Here is a 17,342-nt window from a genome sequence, read left to right on the forward strand (position 1 = left end):
GCCAAAGTCGATCTCACCCACCCGCAGTGGGGCGCGCCGCCTTGGCCGCATAGTGCGGCAGGATCTGTTTCAGGTGGCCCTGCACGATCGCCCCGATCGTCTCGGCCGGGAGCGTGCCCTTGTGGAGTTCGAAGATCGCGACCAGCAGCGCGAGCTCGATATCCACTTTCTTGGGACTCACGGCCTTCATCGCCGCGAGCAGCTCGAGGGCCTTCTGTTCCGCGCGTTTGTAGTCGTTGAAGTTTTCGTCGGTCGGCGTCGCCATCCCAGCAAAAGGCCCCGGGTTGGCACGGAGCGTCAAGCACCCAATGCCGCCGCATTACACCGGGAGCGGATTCCGCTCCGTGAAGCCCGCCTGATGCCAGTACGGATACGCCCGCGGCCGCGCGCTCGCCGCATCCAGCCGGGCGATATGCTCGCGGCTCAGCATCCAGCCCACCGCGCCGAGATTCTGCCGGAGCTGCGCCTCATCGCGCGCCCCGATGATGACGTTGGCCACCGTCGGCCGCTGCAACACCCAGTTGAGCGCCACCTGCGGCACGGTCCGCCCCGTGTCCTTGGCCACGGCGTCGAGCGCATCGACCACCGTGAACAGATACTCGTCGTCCACCTGCGGCCCGTGCTCGACGGCGACGGGCGTGTTGAGCCGGCTGACCGCGGGTTTCGGCGCGCCGCGCCGGATCTTGCCGGTGAGGCGACCCCAGCCGAGCGGACTCCACACGACCGCGCCGACGCCCTGATCGCTGCCGAGCGGCATCAACTCCCACTCGTAGTCACGCCCGATGAGCGAGTAGTAGGTCTGGTTGGCGACGTAGCGCGTGAGTCCGTACTTTTCGGATACCGCCAGTGACTTCATGAGGTGCCAGCCCGAGAAGTTCGACACGCCGAGATAGCGAATCTTTCCCGCGCGCACCAGTCCGTCCAGGGTCTGCAATGTTTCCTCGACCGGTGTCGCCGCATCGAACCCGTGCAGTTGATACAGATCGATGTAGTCCGTGCCCAGCCGGCGCAGGCTGCCCTCGACGGAACGGATGAGATGATGCCGCGACGAGCCCACATCATTCGGTCCCGCGCCGAAACGAAACGTGCCCTTGGTGGAAATGATCACCTGGTCACGCCGGCCCTTGATCGCCGCGCCCAGAATTTCCTCCGCTGCGCCGTTCGAATACACATCCGCCGAATCGAACATCGTCAGGCCGGCCTCGAGCGAGAGATCGACCAGGCGCGTCGCGTGCGCGACATCACTTGATCCCCACGCGCCGAAGAACTCCCCCTTTCCACCGAACGTGCCCGTGCCCAGACTGAGCACCGGCACCTTGAAACCAGAACGACCGAGTTGACGATATTCCATGAGGATAAAAACGGCGGTCCTTAAACAGTCCCCGCCGGCGCCTCGACAATGAGGCGGAGCGAATCGAGACGCAAACGGGCCTGCGCGATTGCGGCCGTCGTCTGCTGCAACTGTTCCTCCACGAGCTGGATTTCCTCCGGTCGCACGTGATCATTGAGCGTGCGCAGATCGACCAGGCGCTGGCGTTCGGCGGTGAGGACCGCCGTGGCGCGCGTTTGCGCCGCCTCCTTGAGCGCGAGCGTACGCGCTTCGGCCCTCTGGGTCGCGACGTCGAGCGTCGTCTTCAACATCCCCACGTTGAAGCGAGGGCGCTCGAGGAAACGGTGGATGTTGCTGTCCTCGAAGTCCGCCGCGACCGACGCCGCGTCCCGGGCGTCGGTGAGATCGTTGCCGCGCAGATCGATCACGACGCGCACCGGCTGGGGCGCGAGGAACTGATCCACGTGCCACCGGGAATCCGCCACGGTCTCGAGCACGAAAACGGTTTCGAGCAGGAGATTCGGCGTGTCCGACTCGATCACGCCGAAGGCGGTCGTGCCGGATTTCGAATCCACGAGGAGATCGATGGCGTCCTGCACGAGCGAGTGATCCGCGGAGATGAAACGGATGTCCTCGCGCACGATCGCCCGCTGCCGGCTGAACGTCGCCAGCATGCCATCCTGCGGAATCGAGGGAAAGCCCTCGATGTACGCGTGGCTCGGATCGAGGAACACATCGCCCTCCTCATGCTCCTTGAGGCGAACACCGAAGTGATCCAGCAGCGCGAGCAGGAACTGGCGCAGGAAGGGATCGGCGTCGACCGCCCGCACGCGGGCAATCACCGCCTCCGCCACGTCACGATTGAAGGAGTTCAATTCCAGCAGGCGGTCCCGGCCTTTCTTCATCTTGAGCGACAGCGCCTTTCTGAACGTGACGGTTTCGTCCACCAGCGCACGTAACTGCGCCTGTCCGACGCGCGCCGCACCGCCCTGGTATGCCACCGCGAGTTCGAGCAGCCGGGCCTTGAACTCGACCTCGTAGTCACTGCCGCCGTGCAGCGAGGTTTCGAAGGCGTCCAAGCCTTCATGATACCACGCCACGACCGCCTCCTCGCTGCTGCCCTCGACGTACGGCACGTGAATCCGGATCGTTTCCGTCTGTCCGATGCGGTCGAGCCGGCCGATCCGCTGCTCGAGCAGGCCGGGATTGAGCGGCAGATCGAACAACACGAGGTGATGCGCGAACTGAAAGTTGCGGCCCTCGCTGCCGATTTCCGAGCAGATGAGCAGCTGCGCCCCGTCCGGCTCCGCAAACCACGCCGCGTTGCGATCCCGCTGCACCAGCGGCAGGCCCTCGTGAAACAGGCCGGTCTTCACGTTGATCCGCTCCTGCAGCGCCGCCTCGATGGCTGCGACCTTACGCTGGGATTTGCAGATCAGCAGGACCTTCGCCGGCCGGTGCTGCTTCAAAAAATCCGCCAACCACTCGATGCGCGGATCTTCCTTGAACGAGTAGCGGATCTCGGCGTCGTGGCCGGTTTCCTCGGCCCGGAGTTCGCGCGCCAGCCGCGCCAGCTGCGCGAGGTTGTTGTCCACCCGCAGGGGCGCCGGACAAAATTTCCGCTTGGGAAAATCCGTCATCGCCGCGCGCGTGTTGCGAAACACCACGCGTCCCGTGCCGTGCTGATCGAGCAGCGTGCGCAGGAGCGCCGCGCGCGCCCCGACGCGGCCGGCGCTCAGCGCCTGCAGATGCTCGGCCAGACGTTCGGGGTCGCGGTTGAAGATTTTTCGCAGCGTTGTCTGGTCTTTCGGCCCGAGCGGCTTCTCCTCGATGATCTTTTCCGCGACGCCGGCCACGAGTCCGAAACTTTCCGACTCCTGCTGAAACGTGTCGAAGTCGGCGTAACGATTCGGATCAAGCAGCCGCAGCCGCGCGAAATGTCCGGCCAGCCCGAGCTGCGTCGGCGTGGCGGTCAGCAACAACAGCCCGGGCGCGCGGCGCGCCAGCTCCTCCACGAGCGAGTACTCCGGACTCACGCTCTCCGGCGACCAAGCGAGATGATGCGCCTCGTCCACGACGACGACGTCCCAGCCGGCTGCCAGCGCCTCCGCACGCCGCATTTCGCTGCCGGCGAGGAAGCTCACGCTGCACAACGCGAGCTGGCTGGAGAGAAACGGATTCTGCGTCGGATCGCTCTGCTCGAGCGCGAGACAGCGCGCCTCGTCGTAGATGCTGAACCAGAGATTGAAGCGGCGCAGGAGCTCGACGAACCACTGGTGGGTCAGCGACTCCGGCACGAGAATCAGCACGCGCCGCGCCCGACCGATGGCAAGCAGCCGTTGCAGGATGAGACAGGCTTCGATCGTCTTGCCGAGACCGACTTCGTCGGCCAGCAGCACGCGGGGAATCTGCCGCGACGACACTTCCTGCAGGATGTAGAACTGGTGCGGGATGAGTTCGAGCCGGCCGCCGAGACAGCCGCGCACGTCCGACTGCCGGAATTTCGCCTGCGCCTGCAGCGCCCGATACCGCAGATCGAACACTTCGCCGGGATCCACCTGGCCCGCCATCAACCGCTCCTGTGGCAGGCTCACGCTCGTGACATCGGAAATGCCGTCCTCGCGCACCCGCTGTTTCGCGCCGACATAGGTGAGCAGTCCGTCCGCGTCCTCCACCGTCTCGATCACGAAACTCTTTCCTTCCCGGGTCGAAACCGTCTCGCCGACCCGGAACTGCACCCGCTTGAGCACGGCGGTACCGAGCGCATACAGGCGCTTCTCGCGCGTCGCGGGGAACTCGATCGCGATGCGCCGGGCGGAAGCGTCCACGCTCGCGACGAGCCCGAGACCAAGCTCGGGCTCTCTTTCACTCATGCAACGCTGACCGACGACACCAGGAGACATACCGCAAAGAGGCCGGTTGGCCGCGGTATTTCAAGCATCGCGTGCACGCGTTGGTTTTGCCGGCAAAATCACGCGGCCGTCCCCGCGCCCGCTCGCACCGAGCATCCGGGAGCGCAAGCGTCCCGGCTGCTTCGACGCTGATGCCGGCCGGAGGCCGGCGCTCCCGCAAGAATACCGCGTCAACGCCACCTACCGCGTCCACGACCGGTTCCCGACTTCGGCCAGCGGAATGCAGCCATCGTAGCGGCCGGGAACGGGATCGTAGTGGAGGACGTTTTTTCCGACCGGCTCGGACGTGAAATAGCCGAGCAGCGTGAGTTCGCGGATCTGGTGGAAGAACGTCTTCTCGCGACCCTGCGACGCCTGCGCGATCCGGCGGAGCACGGCGTCCTGCTGCGCGCCGTCGAGTTGGGGAAACGCTTTTTTCGCGGCGGCGCTGCTCGCGGCCTCCACCTCGGCGAGGCCGGCCGTGAAGACACGTTTCTCCTCCGCGGTCATGTACGCACCATACATCAGATCGATGAACGCCGGCACGCCGACATCGCGCGCGCCCGGCGTGTCGGTCTTCGGGATGATACGCTCCGCCACGGCTCCGGCCGTCTCGAACTGCGCGACGGACAGATGCACGGGCTTCGTCGCGCCGCCCGCGACCGCGGTCTGCGCCTGCAGCATGCCGGCGAGAATCGACGGTGACACGGCAACGCCCAGCAGGAGCGCCGTACGGCGCAGGGCTTCACGGCGGGTCACCAGCGACGGACTACCGGCGAAGGAATCGGAAGGGGAAGTCATGGGACGGGGTGCTCGCGGTTAAAGGTTCTGCTTCTTCAGCTCGCCGACGGCGAAATCGCAGGCGCGCGCGGTGAGCGCCATGTAGGTGAGCGACGGATTCACGCAGGAGTTGGAGGTCATGCACGCGCCGTCCGTGACAAACACGTTCGGCACCGCGTGCACCTGGTTCCACTGGTTCAACACCGAGGTCTTCGGATCACGGCCCATCCGGGCGGTGCCCATTTCGTGAATACACAGGCCCGGCGCGCTCCCGTCGTCGAACGCCGTGACATCCTTGAGACCGGAGGCCTCGAGCATCTCGACAGCGGACGCTTTCATGTCCTTGCGCATGGCGAGTTCGTTCGCCTTCCACTCGCAGTTGAACGTCACCGTCGGCTGGCCCCACTTGTCGCGCACCGCGTTGTTCAGATACAGGCGGTTTTCATGATACGGCAGGCACTCGCCCCACGAGCCGATGCCGAAGCGCCACGGGCCCGGTGCAATCAGGTCGGCCTTCAGTTTTGAGCCGAACAGGTTGAGCTCCTTGATGCCGCGGGTCCAGTCGACGCGACTCGCGCCGCCCTGGTAACCGAAGCCGCGGATGTAGTCCTTTCGCTTCGTGGCCGCGTTGAGATTGCGGAAGCGAGGAATGTAAATGCCGTTCGGCCGGTTGCCCTTGTAGTACCGGTCCGCGAATTCGTCGGACATCCCGGTGGCGCCCACCTTGAAGTGGTGATCCATCAGGTTGTGGCCGAGTTCGCCGCTGTCATTGCCCAGGCCGTTGGGGAAACGATCCGACTTCGAATTCAGCAGGATGAAGGTCGAGGCCACGGCCGACGCGCACGAGAAGATCACCTTGGCATGAAACTCGATGACCTCGTTGGTCTCCGCGTCGATCACCCGCACGCCCGTTGCCTTCCCCTTCGCCGGATCGTAGATGATTTGGTTGACGATGGAGAACGGCCGCAGCGTCAGGTTGCCCGTCGCGTATCCGGCCGGCAACGTCGCCACATTGCTGCTGAAGTAGCCGCCATACGGGCAGCCGCGGATGCAGCGATTTCGCGACTGGCAGCTCCCGCGGCCGTTGTGCGGCTGGGTGAGATTCGCGGCGCGTCCAATCGTCATCGCGCGACCGCCAAAGGCGTCGCTGATCCGCTTCTTCACCTGGAGCTCCAGGCAGTTCATCTCCATCGGCGGCAGAAACTGGCCGTCGGGCAGGTGCGGCAGATTTTCCTTCTGCCCGCTGATCCCGGCGAAGCGCTCCGCGTAATCATACCACGGCGCGATGTCCGCATAGCGAATCGGCCAGTCGACAGCCACGCCGTCCCGCGCGTTGGCCTCGAAATCCAGATCGCTGAAACGATACGACTGCCGGCCCCAGAGCAGCGAACGGCCGCCAACGTGATAGCCGCGCATCCAGTCGAACGGCTTGTCCTCCGAATACGGATTCTCGACGTCGTTCACGAACCAGTGCGCCGACGCCGGGTGCGTCGTGTAGCCGGTGCGATTCTGCTTCTGCTGCGTCTGCAGCTGCGCTTGGGACAGCTTCGTCCGGCCTTCGAACTCCCAACTCTCCGTCATCGCCGTCGGATAGTCGCCGTGCTTCACGTCGCGACCGCGCTCGAGCACGAGGGTCTTCAGCCCTTTTTCGGCGAGTTCCTTGGCCGCCCAGCCGCCGCTGATGCCTGAGCCAATCACGATGGCATCGTACGTATTCTGCCGGGTTCCTGCTCCTTGAATGGTGGCCATGGGGAAAAACGAAACGGGGTTGGGTGCGCCGCGAGGGCGGCGGTGAATCATGGAGCGGATTGCCCGGGCCGTTGCAATCCTGCGGTGCACGATATCGGGTTCATTCGCGGCATCCTCGCCCTGCGGGACAGAATCCGTGGATCGAACGGAAACTTTTTCTGGCCTAATCCCCGCATCGTTTTCACGTTTGCGCTCCCCACCGCATCGGGCCGATCGCCCGCGACTGCAACCCCTGCTGTACCGCCATGACCCATACCACCCGCGTGCTCAATACCCTGCGTACATTCCTTCGCCCCGCGCTGACCCTTGCGGCGGCTTTCACTGTCCTCGCCGCACCCGCACGGGCCGCCGACTCAGCCGGGACCGGCTCCATCTCCGGCTACGTCAGCAACGCCCTTTCGCGCAATCTGCTCGAGGGTGCGCGCGTGGAGGTGCCGCAGCTTGGTTTGTCCGCGTACACGGATACCACCGGTCGTTTCACCCTGCGTGATGTACCCGCGGGCACGCACCAGGTGACCGCCTCCTACATCGGCCTCGATCCGCTCAAGAGCGACATTGCCGTCGCGGCGGGCCAGGTCGCCACGCGGAATTTTGATCTCACGACGGCGATCTACCAGCTCGACGCCTTCAAGGTCGCCGGCGAACGCGAGGGCAATGCCGCCGCCATCACCGCCCAGCGCAACGCCACCAACCTCAAGAATGTCGTGGCCATCGATGCCTACGGCAATCTGCCCAACATGAACGCCAGCGAGCTCGCGGTGCTGCTGCCCGGCGTCGCGGGCAGCCTCAGCGATGAGGGCAACATCATCGGCTTCACCATCCGCGGCATGCCGCCGGCGATGAACTCCATCACGATCGACGGCGCCCTCATGGGCAGCCAGGGCGGCATGAATCGCGCGACCCGCATCCACACGATCACGGGCTCGATGTTCGACGCGCTCGAGCTCACGAAGGGTCACACGCCCGACAAGGAGGCCGGCTCGCTCGGCGGGACCGTCAACCTCAAGAGCCGCTCCTCGCTCAACCTGAAGGAAAAGCGCCGGGTCAGCTATAATTTTTCCGCCCGTCTCGCTCCGCCGGATACGCAGCAGATCCCGATGCGCGAGGATCACCGCATTCATCCCCTGTTGAACGTCGCCTACCAGGAAGTCTTCAGCGTCCTCGGCGGCGAGCGCAACCTGGGCGTCGCGCTCAACCTGTTCTACAGCGAGCAGGCGATCGGCTTCTTCAGCACGACGCGCGACTTCCAGAATGTCGCCACCACGCCGGCGTACGTCTGGGATTACCGCACCCAGGACAATTACAACAACCGCAAGCAATCGAGCGTGAACGCGAAGTTCGACTACCAGCTTTCGCCGAACACGAAGATCTCGCTGAACCTGATCTACAACGACGCGTTCGAGCGCTTCCGGCTGCGCTATCTTTTCCGCGCGTTCACCGGCAACCAGAACACGGTGCCCAACGCGGCCTCGGGCGTCGTTCCGGGTTTCACCGATCGCGTCACCCAGGTGCGGCCCATTGCCGCCTCGACGATCGATATCACCTCGCAGATGTCCCACTTCCTGCACCGCCAGCGCCACGCGGACATCGGCGCCGAACAGCGCTTCGGCCCGCTTGAACTCGACTACAATGCAGTGGTCAGCCTCGACCACATCAATGGCGGCGGCGGCGACGGCGGCGTGCTGGTCAACCGCGCGACCGGTATCGGCTGGATTCTCGATCGCCGCCAATCCGATCTCTACCCGCAGTTCATCCAATCCGGCGGTCCGGACATCAGCAATCCGGCGAGCTACCGCCCGAACAGCCTTAACTTCGCGGATTCCCATACGATTCACGAGATCCGCGAGATTCGCGGCAACGCGCGCTATAAGCTGCCGACGTCGTTCTCGCTCTTTGCCAAGACCGGCTTCCGCCTGCGCGAGGAGAAGGCGGGCGACGACAACAAGGATCGGCGCTACACCTTCACCGGCACCAATTCGTCGCAGCTGCCCACCGATCCGACGATCAAGACCTTTGGCGATCACAAGACCGGCCTGAACATTCCCGCGTGGAACGCCAACGCGATCAGCCGGGCCCGCACGCCGGTCGATCCCACGCTCTGGAGCGAGGACCGCTACTTCGCGGAATCATCAAAGTACATCGGCACGCGTGAGGTGACGGAGACCGTGACCGCCGGCTACGTGATGGCCCAGGGCACCGTGGGCCGCACGGGCTTTCTCGGCGGTGTCCGCGTCGAGAAAACCGAGGACGACAGCTGGGGCTGGGTGCGTTCCCGCGTCGGCAGCACCGCGGCCCAACAGGTCGCCGATCCCGTCGGTTCCGCGCAACGTGACTACGCCAACACGCGTCGCGAGATTTCCGGCAACTACACGAAGGCGTTCCCGAGTCTCCATCTCACGCACGACCTTCAGCCCAATCTCAAAGCACGGCTGAGCTGGTCGAACAGTTTTGGCCGCCCGCCGCTGAGCAATTTACTTCCGAACGAAACCGTGAACGAAACGGCGCAGACGCTTACGATCAACAATCCGAGTCTGAAGCCGCAGACGGCCGAGAGCTGGGACGCCTCGCTGGAATACTATTTCGAACCCGTCGGCAGCCTCTCGGTCGCGTGGTTTCACAAGACGATCAAGGACTACTTCGTGAACGGCGTGATCGGGGGCACGGTTGGCAGCGGCGCCGACAACGGCTACAACGGCGAGTACAGCGGGTTCACGATCCTCACCCGCGAGAATCTCGGCACCGCCATCGTGCAGGGCTGGGAGTTCAGCTACCAACAGCAGTTCACGTTTCTGCCCGGCCTGCTCAAGGGATTCGGCGTCTCGGTCAACTACACGCTGCTCGAGACCCGCGGCAATTTCGGCGGCACGGATATCCGCCGCACCGGCGAAGTTCCGGGCTTCGTGCCACGCACGGCGAACGTGAGTCTCAGCTGGCGCCACGGCGGATTCGGCACGCGCATCGTCGCCAATCGCACCGGCGAATACATCAACGCCTTCACCGCCACGGGCTCGGGTCGCAACCAGTACACCGTGGCCCGCACGATCGTGAACGTTGGCGTCGCTTACCAATACCGTCCGTGGCTCTCGTTCTCGATGGACGTCGGCAACATCTTCAACGAACCGCAGGTGTTTTACCGCGGTATCGCCGACCAAATCTCCGAAGTCCGGATCCCGGGCACCTCGGTGACCTTCGGTGTCAGCGGCCGGTTCTAGCACCACGCCGCGACGCCCCTGCAATCACCCGGATCGCCCGCCCGGTTTGTCGCCTATTGGATGACAAACCGGGCGGCTGGTTTTCGCGGAGAATGCGGCGTGGGCGCACGCGCGGTTCGCCGCCATCGGGCTCGCGCGGAGTGAGATTACGCTGCGCGAGCTGGGACGGCGCGAGGGTGCGTGAGTTGGTGCCCGCCAACTCCAGTCTTGCCCGGGCGCTCGCGCGTGGCTCCTTCGCAGTATGAACGCAGTGCCCGCCGCCCCCGCCGTCTCGAACGGCCGTAGTGTCACTCCGGAGACGCTCGTCGTCGCGCCCGCGGTGCTGGGCCTTCCGCTCGCCGAGCCGTGGCGGCGTTTCAGCGGCATGGTGGTCGATCTCCTCGCGGTCGCGCTGCTCTCGCTGCTGTCCGGTCCCTGGCTGGGATTGGGCACAGGCGCGCTGTTGATCGTCCTCTTCGGCAGTGCAGCGTCGGCCCCGTTTGCATTGAAGATCGTCCGCACCGTCTGTCGTCTGCTCGGCGCGGTCCTCGTCGTCCTCTCGATTTTTGCCCTTGGGCATTTCACGCTGCTCCGCACCGATGAATTGAAGCTCGACGCCTTCACGGGCCGCCCACCAAGCGCGGCGATGACGAAGTCGGTCATGGTGGGATTGGACGCCGGTCCGGCTGAACTGCGCAGCGCCACGGATCAACTGCAGCGTCAGGTGGAGGAACTGAAGGCCGAGAACAAGGAGCTTCAAGCCGCGGGCCGTTCCTGGGTCGCGCAGGCCCGCTCGTTTGCCAACACCCTCGGCGTTACCTTCGGTTGGTCGGGCGTCTACTTCACGCTTTGCGCCGGGGCCTGCGGCGGCCGCACGCTGGGCAAGCTGCTGGTGCGATCCCGCGCGGTGAAGACGAACGGCACGCCCTTCACCTTCTTCGACGCCTTCGTCCGCAACGGGGGCTACGTCGCCGGTGTCGCGATGGGCCTCACCGGCTTCCTGAAACTCCTCTGGGAACCGAACCGCCAGGCCGTGGAAGATCGGATCGCGGGCACGGTGGTGGTGAAGGTGGGGTGACGCCGCCGCGGCGGGAGAGAGTTGAGGGTTGAGAGCTGAGAGTTGAGAGTAAAACAGGGTGCATTCAGGACATCCTAGCGACGTGTTCGATCGCTCAACACTCACCCCTCAACTCTCAACTCAACCGGTCTGCTCCTCGTAACGATTTTCGTTACTTCCCCTCCTTCGCCCACTGTTTCATCAGCGCGATGTTCTTTTCCGTGGCCGTCTCGGTCTTCCCCTTGTTCGCCCGACCGCCGACATAGATGTCCATGTCGCTGTCGTACATCTTCTCGGACTCGGGCCCGCGGTCCTGGGTCTCGGCCATCCAGCGATCGAGCCGCGCACGCAGCGTTTCCAAATTCGCCCGGTGCGCGGGATCGCCGGCGAGATTCTTCACCTGCCAGCGATCGGTGGTCCACTCGTACAGCTCCTCGACCGGACGCGTCGGACTGAACAGCAGCGACTCCGGGAGCGGGTCCAGTTTGCCCGCGTCATGCAGTGAACGGATCGCCTGCACGATCGTCTTGCCGTCCTTGTAGGCGTTGGGCTGGAGATGCGGCCGCTGCGGGTGAAAATTGCGGATGTAGAGAAAGCGATCCGAACGCACGCTGCGGATCCGCTCCACGGTTTCATCGCAGCGATCGCGCGCCGCGAAGACGTGCGTGCGTGGCGTGTAGCCGGTGCCGAAGACATCCTTCGCCTGCATCGTCGCGGGGACCGGAATTCCGGCCGCCGCCAGCGAGACGGGCGTCAGATCGATGAGCTCGATCAGATCGTCACGGACTTTCCCGCGCGGAACTCCCGGGCCGCGCACGATGAACGGCACGTGCGTGCCCTCGTCATAGAGAAACTGCTTGCCGCGCGCGTGGCTGATGCCGTGGTCCGTCGCGAAGATCACGAGCGTCTGCTCCAGCACGCCTTCCTTTTCGAGCCGCGCGATGACGTCACCCACGTGCTGGTCGGTGAAGCGCACCGCGTCGAGATACGCCGCCCAATCGCGCAACAGCACGGGATCGCGCGGGTAGTACGGCGGCAGCACGACTTTCTCCGGATCGGTGGCCGAGCCCAACTCCGCCCGGGCGCGGGCCGCGAGTTGCTGCGCATTCGCATCGGTGCCGCCGCGCAGCTTTCCGCCGGCCAGCTGCACCTGCATGAAAAACGGCTGTCCCGGCGATCGCCCCTTCCAGTCGTTGCTGTCGTACATCGCGGCGTCCCACTCAAAGTTGTAATCGGTCTTGCCGAGACCGGCGCCCGCCCTCGCCTTGCCCTTGGCCTTCCCCGCGCGGCCTGTATCCGGCAAACCACTCCCGATGCAGGTGTAATATCCGGCGCGCTGAAACCGCAGCGGCACGGGCTCCACTCCGGCCGGCAGCGTGATCTTCTCCGAACCGCGACCGCTGCGGTGATGATGCGCGCCAATGCTGGTTTGATACATGCCGGTGATGAAGCCCGACCGGCACGGTGAACACACCGGCGCGGTCGTGAACGCCCGGCTGAAACGCGTGCCCTCGCGGGCGAGCCGATCGATATGGGGCGTGGCAATCGCAGTTTCCCCATAGCAGCCGAGGTTCGCCGACATGTCGTCGACGATGAACCAGAGGACATTGGGGCGGGCCGTGGCAGCGAAGCCGCCGACAACGACGAGGCAGAGCGTCGAGAACGTGAGGACAAAGGCGCGGAGCATGGCGGTGGGAGGGAATGCAGGCGGGGTTACGGAGCGCTGACACCGTGGTTGCGGGCGTGTTGCCGGTCAAGTTGCGCTCGATCCCATGTCACGGCACGCGCCCCCGCACCGCCGCGCGCGTAACGCCGGATCAAAGCCGCCGCAGCCGCACGGAGCGAATCGCCGCGCGGGTCTGAAACGCCGCGAGGCCAAGCGGCAGCGATTTTTGAATATCACCGGGACGCAAACTCAGCGTCCGCCCCTTCGTCGCGAGATCGATCACCCGGGCGTCATCAATCCACGCCTCGATCCGCTCGTCCGTCACCCGCACGCGGATACGGTACCAGCGCCCGTCCTCGAACTCCATCTCACGACTCGTTTCGTTCTGCGACGCATCCAACCGATCGACATTCGACAGCCCCACGACATTCCCGGCCCAGCCGCCCACCACCAGCGTGCAAGCTGCCCGCGCCACCGGAAAGGTCAGGCCGCAGAAGAAGTCGGCGCCCGAGACGCGCATCGCCTCGAGACTGAGTTCGTAGTTCATCCGCGGTAGCGCACCGCCGTTGGTCCACGTCACCCCGGAGAGCGTCGTGCCCGGCTCCAGAATAATCGCGCCCGGTCCGGCGCGAAACGGCTGCTCCACCCGCACTGCGCCCTCGCCTTCAAACCCGGACTGGTGCCAGCCGGCGAGCGTGCGACCATCGAACAAGTCCTGCCAGGTCGCGGCCGTCGCTTTCGCAGCCGCCGGTGCAGCCTGCGCATCGAGCGCGACGGATGACGCCAGCGCCGCGAGCGCAAATCCAAGGCTGACGGAACGCTGCGTCTTCATGGCTCCATCGCAGCCGATTCCTAGATCCGCAGAAACAGTTTTCTCCGGTACATCCAGAACAGCAGGAGCCACATGATCCCGAGCGCGGCGGCGCCGTGCAGGAAAGGCTGATACGCCGGGCCCAGCGCTTGAAACGGCGCCAGCCCCAGATGCGTGGTGAGCGCGGTGAGAATGAAATCCTGGAACAGGTGCGCGATGAGATAGGCCGCGATGGAATTGACGCCGATGACGACGAGCGGAAACGCCCAGCTCCGTGCTTTCAAGTGGTCGACCACGCCGTAGAAGAACGCCAGCAACAGGCAGCACCAGCCGCCGCTGAACAGCACCCACGAGGGCGTCCAGATGCGTTTCACCACCGGGACCACGCCGAGCGCGCCCAGCAGCGCACCGACGCCCAGGCCGATCACGCCGGCGATCACGAGCCAGCGCAGCTTCGCTTGCGGGGAGCGTCCGCTGCGCAGCACGCCTCCGGCAATCAACCCGAGAATCATGGTGCCGAGCGTGGGAATGAAACTGAGCGTCACGTAACCGCCGCGGTTCGCGAGGAACGGCTTCTCGCGGCTGAAGAGATTCATGAACCAGGTGTCGAAGGACCACGCGGCGTTGCTGTTCTTCTGCCAGTGCGCCGCGAATCCGTTCAGCCCGTTGGTATCCAGCCAGGTCTTGGTGACGCCGACCTTGGCATAGTCGAAGTCGGCTCCCGGTACCGGATGCAGCGCGAACAAGGCCCAGTACCCAACGAGGATCACGCCGAGGGCGATCCACTGATCGCGGAGCGGGCGCAGCCCCAGCGCGAAGAGAAACGCGTAGCCCAGTCCGATCTGCGTGAGCGTGTCCTCAAACGTCCAGTTTGTGCTGGCAGCGTGGGTCGAGCGCAGAAACACGCCCAGCAGGATCAACACGATCGCCCGCCACAGCGCATGGCCGAGCATCGCGCCGTTGGACTGACCGCGCGCGATGCGGCTCGCCACGGAGAACGGCAGCGCGACGCCGACGAGAAATGAAAACGACGGTTGGATCAGGTCGTGCAGCGAGCAACCGATCCAGTCGACGTGGCTCTGATGCCAGGAAAGGAATTTCCAGACACCGCTCTCCGGCAGCGCGCGCGCGACGCGGGAAATCCGCAGCACTTCCGCCATCATCAGAAACATCACGAAACCGCGGTAGGCATCGAGCGAGGTGAGCCGCGTCACCGCGCCGGATTCGGGCGCAGGATGCGGGGCAGGCACGGCGGCGGCGGCGGTGGTGGAGTCGTTGCGGGCGGACGTGTTCATGGTTTCGGAGCAGATCGCCGCAGGGTTTCCTTCGCGCGCAGCAGCATCCGGAGCGGATGCAGTTCCTCGTCGAGCGTCAGGGGCAGCGCCGCGCCAGTGACGAGGTGCGCCGCCACCCGATCAAAATAATCCTGCGCCGCGGGCGTCGGTTCCAGCGGCTCGACGATCCCGGCAGACGTCACGAGCCGGGTCCGCGCGCCACCGTCGACCGATTCGATAAACCCCTTCGTGCCGAAGATTCGCAACGTCTCGTTGCCATGTGGCAACGGCGTGCCGGCCGGGTTCAGGTAGTTCATCACAATCGTCGCGAGGCCGCCGTTCTCCAGGCGGATTTGCGCGACGCCGGCAATCTTGCCCTCGCCCGCCTCCTTCGCCGGCTTGCCCGTGGTCGTTTCCCAGCCTTCGATGGAGGCGATGCGCACGCCGCCGGCGTGTTCGATCATGCGCGCGGCGTGAATGCCGACCTGCAAAAACATGCCGCCGTCGATCGCCTCGTCCTGCGGCCGCGTCGCGCCGTAGCGGTAGGACTTCTGCACGAGAATCTGAATCACTTCGCCCACCGCGCCCTCGCTCACCCGCCGCCGCATCGCCGCGTAGGGCTGGACGAACACCGTGCCCGCCATCTCGTGAAACTGTTTTCCCGTCCGCTTCGCCACCGCCAGAATCTGATCGAGCTCCGCCTCAGTCAGCGCCGACGGCTTTTCCGCGTAGACATGCTTGCCGGCTTCGAGGCAGCGGATCGCATCGCGCGCCTGATCGGCGCGGCGCGGTGAACAGAGCGACACCAACCCCACTGCCGGATCGGCGAGCACCTCGTCGAGCGACGCGTAGCGCTTGACCTCCGGCGGCAGATTGGTCGCGCGCACTCCTGCCACACCGACCAGCCGCGCATGGGCGTGGGTCGCCAGTGTGTCGGGCCGGAGCTGGTGTCCGTTCGATCCATATAACGCGACGCCCAGCTTCTCCGCCGCGCCCGCCGCCACGGGCAACAGCGTCACCGCGACGCAGAGCAGGCCGACCCCAAACGATCCCGGACGAAACCATGCGCGCATGAGGGCAGATCAGACGGGTTGCTTGAGCGTGAGGTCGACGGGCTTGTTCTTGCGCCACGAACCACCGGTGAAATCGGGAATGTCGACCGAGTTGGAGCGATTCGCGACCGACACTTCGGACAGGAGCCCGACGGACGTCCACGACGCCGCATCGTAGACATCCATGTCGAGCGGCAGACCGTGACGCAGCTGGCTGATGAGCCGCCAGTCCATGAGAAAATCCATGCCGCCGTGGCCGCCGACCTTGCGGGCCGTCGCACCCACCTGTTTCACGAGGTCAAAGGTGTACTTCTCCTCGAGTTTCTTCATTTCCGCGTCCGAGAGCCAATTCTCATGACCGGTGGCAATGCGCGCCGGCGACGGCCATTTCTGTGCCGTGGCCTTCGTGCCCACGACCGTGTGAATGCGCGAGTACGGCCGGGTGCTCGTGACGTCGTGCTGCACCATGATGGTCTTGCCGAGCTCGGTGCGCACGGTCGTGGTGTTCATGTTGCCGCGGTAGTGCTTGCCCGCATACGGCGAGTAGAATGGGTCCGTGGCGGCGAGTTCCTCCGCCTTCCGGCCCATCTGAAAGTCGTTGCTCTGGACCGAGACGAGATAGTCCATCCGATCGCCGCGGTTGATATTCATGATCTGCGCGATCGGACCGAGGCCGTGCATCGGGTAGAGATTGCCGTTGCGCGCGGCGTTCTGCTTCAGGCGCCACATGTCATGGTAGCCCTTCTTGCTGAAATTCAGCTCCATCAGGTTGTGCAGGTACGCGCCCTCACCGTGCACGACCTCGCCGAAGAAACCCTGCTGCGCGAGATTAAGCGTCAACAGCTCGAAGAAATCGTAGCAGCAGTTCTCGAGCATCATGTAATGCTTCTTGGTCCGCTCCGCTGTTTCCACGAGCTGCCAGCACTCGTCGATTGTCACCGCGGCGGGAATCTCGCTGACCGCGTGCTTGCCGTGCTCCATCGCGTACACGGAGATCGGCGCGTGCAGGTGCCAGGGCGTGCAGTTGTAAATCAGATCGATGTCGTCGCGGCCGCAGACCTCCTTCCACGCCTCCGCGGTTCCCGAGTAGGTGACCGGCTTGTGATTCGTGCGCTCGAGCGCCTTCAATCCGGCCGCGATGCGTTCCGGCCGCAGATCGCAGAGCGCCGTGATCTCGACGCCCTCGATGGCGCGCAACCGCGGCAGTGCGCCGGAGCCACGCGACCCGACGCCAATGAGGCCGACCCGCACCTTCTCCAGTTTCGGCGCGCCGTACCCGCACATGTTGAACTGCTGGCGCCGCGTCCCGCCGCCTGACTTCGCGGCCACCGGCGTCGCCGCCATCGCCGGCGGCGTCGTGCCGAGAAAGCCTGCCGCCATCAGTCCTGTGCCAGCCAATCCGGTTCTGGCTAAAAATTCCCGGCGCGTTGAATTCATGAGCAATGGGTGGTTCCTGGGGTGGTTGATCCCGTCCGAAGACTACCTCGCGACGTCACGCCGGAGGGCGCGACGAATCGGGGCGGGATCGGCGGGGGCATCGG

The 17,342-nt window shown here is 65.1% G+C and carries 12 protein-coding genes; 2 read left to right on the forward strand and 10 right to left on the reverse strand.

All coding sequences use genetic code 11. The features are described 5' to 3' along the window. Window positions 1-13 precede the first annotated feature (13 nt). The 5 genes from ACLJEU_RS14385 to ACLJEU_RS14405 form a co-directional block, all read right to left on the reverse strand. Window positions 14-265, reverse strand: a complete 252-nt coding sequence (locus tag ACLJEU_RS14385) for a hypothetical protein (protein WP_414661754.1) — start codon at window positions 263-265, stop codon at window positions 14-16. Window positions 266-319: 54 nt separating this feature from the next. Next, the gene (locus ACLJEU_RS14390; RefSeq protein ID WP_414661753.1) at window positions 320-1,351 is read right to left on the reverse strand and encodes an aldo/keto reductase; all 1,032 of its coding nucleotides are present in this window, start codon (window positions 1,349-1,351) and stop codon (window positions 320-322) included. A gap of 20 nt (window positions 1,352-1,371) precedes the next feature. Further along, window positions 1,372-4,233 carry an RNA polymerase-associated protein RapA gene (gene rapA / locus ACLJEU_RS14395; RefSeq protein WP_414661752.1) on the reverse strand — a complete coding sequence of 954 codons (2,862 nt, stop codon included), beginning with the start codon at window positions 4,231-4,233 and terminating at the stop codon, window positions 1,372-1,374. Window positions 4,234-4,422: 189 nt separating this feature from the next. Beyond that, complete coding sequence (locus ACLJEU_RS14400; RefSeq protein WP_414661751.1) at window positions 4,423-5,022, reverse strand: gluconate 2-dehydrogenase subunit 3 family protein; 600 nt, start codon at window positions 5,020-5,022, stop codon at window positions 4,423-4,425. A gap of 18 nt (window positions 5,023-5,040) precedes the next feature. Continuing rightward, entirely contained in the window at window positions 5,041-6,750 is a 1,710-nt protein-coding gene (locus ACLJEU_RS14405) for a GMC oxidoreductase (protein ID WP_414661750.1), read from the reverse strand. Between the two features lie 245 nt (window positions 6,751-6,995). Here ACLJEU_RS14405 and ACLJEU_RS14410 point away from each other — a divergent pair, with 245 nt between their 5' ends. Beyond that, window positions 6,996-9,962: a TonB-dependent receptor gene (locus ACLJEU_RS14410; protein WP_414661749.1), complete on the forward strand. Its 2,967-nt coding sequence runs from the start codon at window positions 6,996-6,998 to the stop codon at window positions 9,960-9,962. A gap of 241 nt (window positions 9,963-10,203) precedes the next feature. Then, entirely contained in the window at window positions 10,204-11,019 is an 816-nt protein-coding gene (locus ACLJEU_RS14415; protein ID WP_414661748.1) for an RDD family protein, read from the forward strand. 151 nt (window positions 11,020-11,170) lie between these two features. Here ACLJEU_RS14415 and ACLJEU_RS14420 read toward each other — a convergent pair whose 3' ends face one another. From ACLJEU_RS14420 to ACLJEU_RS14440, 5 genes are all read right to left on the reverse strand, one after another. Then, window positions 11,171-12,685, reverse strand: a complete 1,515-nt coding sequence (locus ACLJEU_RS14420) for a sulfatase family protein (protein ID WP_414661747.1) — start codon at window positions 12,683-12,685, stop codon at window positions 11,171-11,173. A gap of 130 nt (window positions 12,686-12,815) precedes the next feature. Further along, on the reverse strand, window positions 12,816-13,496 hold the full coding sequence (locus ACLJEU_RS14425; RefSeq protein ID WP_414661746.1) for a 3-keto-disaccharide hydrolase: 681 nt from the start codon (window positions 13,494-13,496) through the stop codon (window positions 12,816-12,818). 20 nt (window positions 13,497-13,516) lie between these two features. Beyond that, a complete protein-coding gene (locus tag ACLJEU_RS14430; protein WP_414661745.1) occupies window positions 13,517-14,770 on the reverse strand; it encodes an acyltransferase family protein in 1,254 nt (417 codons plus the stop codon). Beyond that, window positions 14,767-15,822 carry a Gfo/Idh/MocA family protein gene (locus ACLJEU_RS14435; protein WP_414661744.1) on the reverse strand — a complete coding sequence of 352 codons (1,056 nt, stop codon included), beginning with the start codon at window positions 15,820-15,822 and terminating at the stop codon, window positions 14,767-14,769. Before ACLJEU_RS14435 ends, ACLJEU_RS14430 begins: the two co-directional genes overlap by 4 nt. A 9-nt stretch (window positions 15,823-15,831) precedes the next feature. Next, on the reverse strand, window positions 15,832-17,238 hold the full coding sequence (locus tag ACLJEU_RS14440; RefSeq protein WP_414661743.1) for a Gfo/Idh/MocA family protein: 1,407 nt from the start codon (window positions 17,236-17,238) through the stop codon (window positions 15,832-15,834). Between the last annotated feature and the right edge of the window lie 104 nt (window positions 17,239-17,342).

Origin of the sequence: Terrisphaera buseokensis (assembly GCF_047521145.2) — a bacterium.
Classification (GTDB): Bacteria; Verrucomicrobiota; Verrucomicrobiia; order Opitutales; family Opitutaceae; genus ER46.

Excerpts from the sequence above, each read along its gene's own strand:
- ACLJEU_RS14410 (WP_414661749.1), top strand. The coding sequence starts at position 6,996 with ATGACCCATACCACCCGCGTGCTCAATACCCTGCGTACATTCCTTCGC.
- ACLJEU_RS14400 (WP_414661751.1), bottom strand. The coding sequence starts at position 5,022 with ATGACTTCCCCTTCCGATTCCTTCGCCGGTAGTCCGTCGCTGGTGACC.
- ACLJEU_RS14415 (WP_414661748.1), top strand. The coding sequence starts at position 10,204 with ATGAACGCAGTGCCCGCCGCCCCCGCCGTCTCGAACGGCCGTAGTGTC.
- ACLJEU_RS14435 (WP_414661744.1), bottom strand. The coding sequence starts at position 15,822 with ATGCGCGCATGGTTTCGTCCGGGATCGTTTGGGGTCGGCCTGCTCTGC.
- ACLJEU_RS14390 (WP_414661753.1), bottom strand. The coding sequence starts at position 1,351 with ATGGAATATCGTCAACTCGGTCGTTCTGGTTTCAAGGTGCCGGTGCTC.
- ACLJEU_RS14420 (WP_414661747.1), bottom strand. The coding sequence starts at position 12,685 with ATGCTCCGCGCCTTTGTCCTCACGTTCTCGACGCTCTGCCTCGTCGTT.
- ACLJEU_RS14440 (WP_414661743.1), bottom strand. The coding sequence starts at position 17,238 with ATGAATTCAACGCGCCGGGAATTTTTAGCCAGAACCGGATTGGCTGGC.
- rapA (WP_414661752.1), bottom strand. The coding sequence starts at position 4,233 with ATGTCTCCTGGTGTCGTCGGTCAGCGTTGCATGAGTGAAAGAGAGCCC.
- ACLJEU_RS14385 (WP_414661754.1), bottom strand. The coding sequence starts at position 265 with ATGGCGACGCCGACCGACGAAAACTTCAACGACTACAAACGCGCGGAA.
- ACLJEU_RS14430 (WP_414661745.1), bottom strand. The coding sequence starts at position 14,770 with ATGAACACGTCCGCCCGCAACGACTCCACCACCGCCGCCGCCGCCGTG.
- ACLJEU_RS14405 (WP_414661750.1), bottom strand. The coding sequence starts at position 6,750 with ATGGCCACCATTCAAGGAGCAGGAACCCGGCAGAATACGTACGATGCC.
- ACLJEU_RS14425 (WP_414661746.1), bottom strand. The coding sequence starts at position 13,496 with ATGAAGACGCAGCGTTCCGTCAGCCTTGGATTTGCGCTCGCGGCGCTG.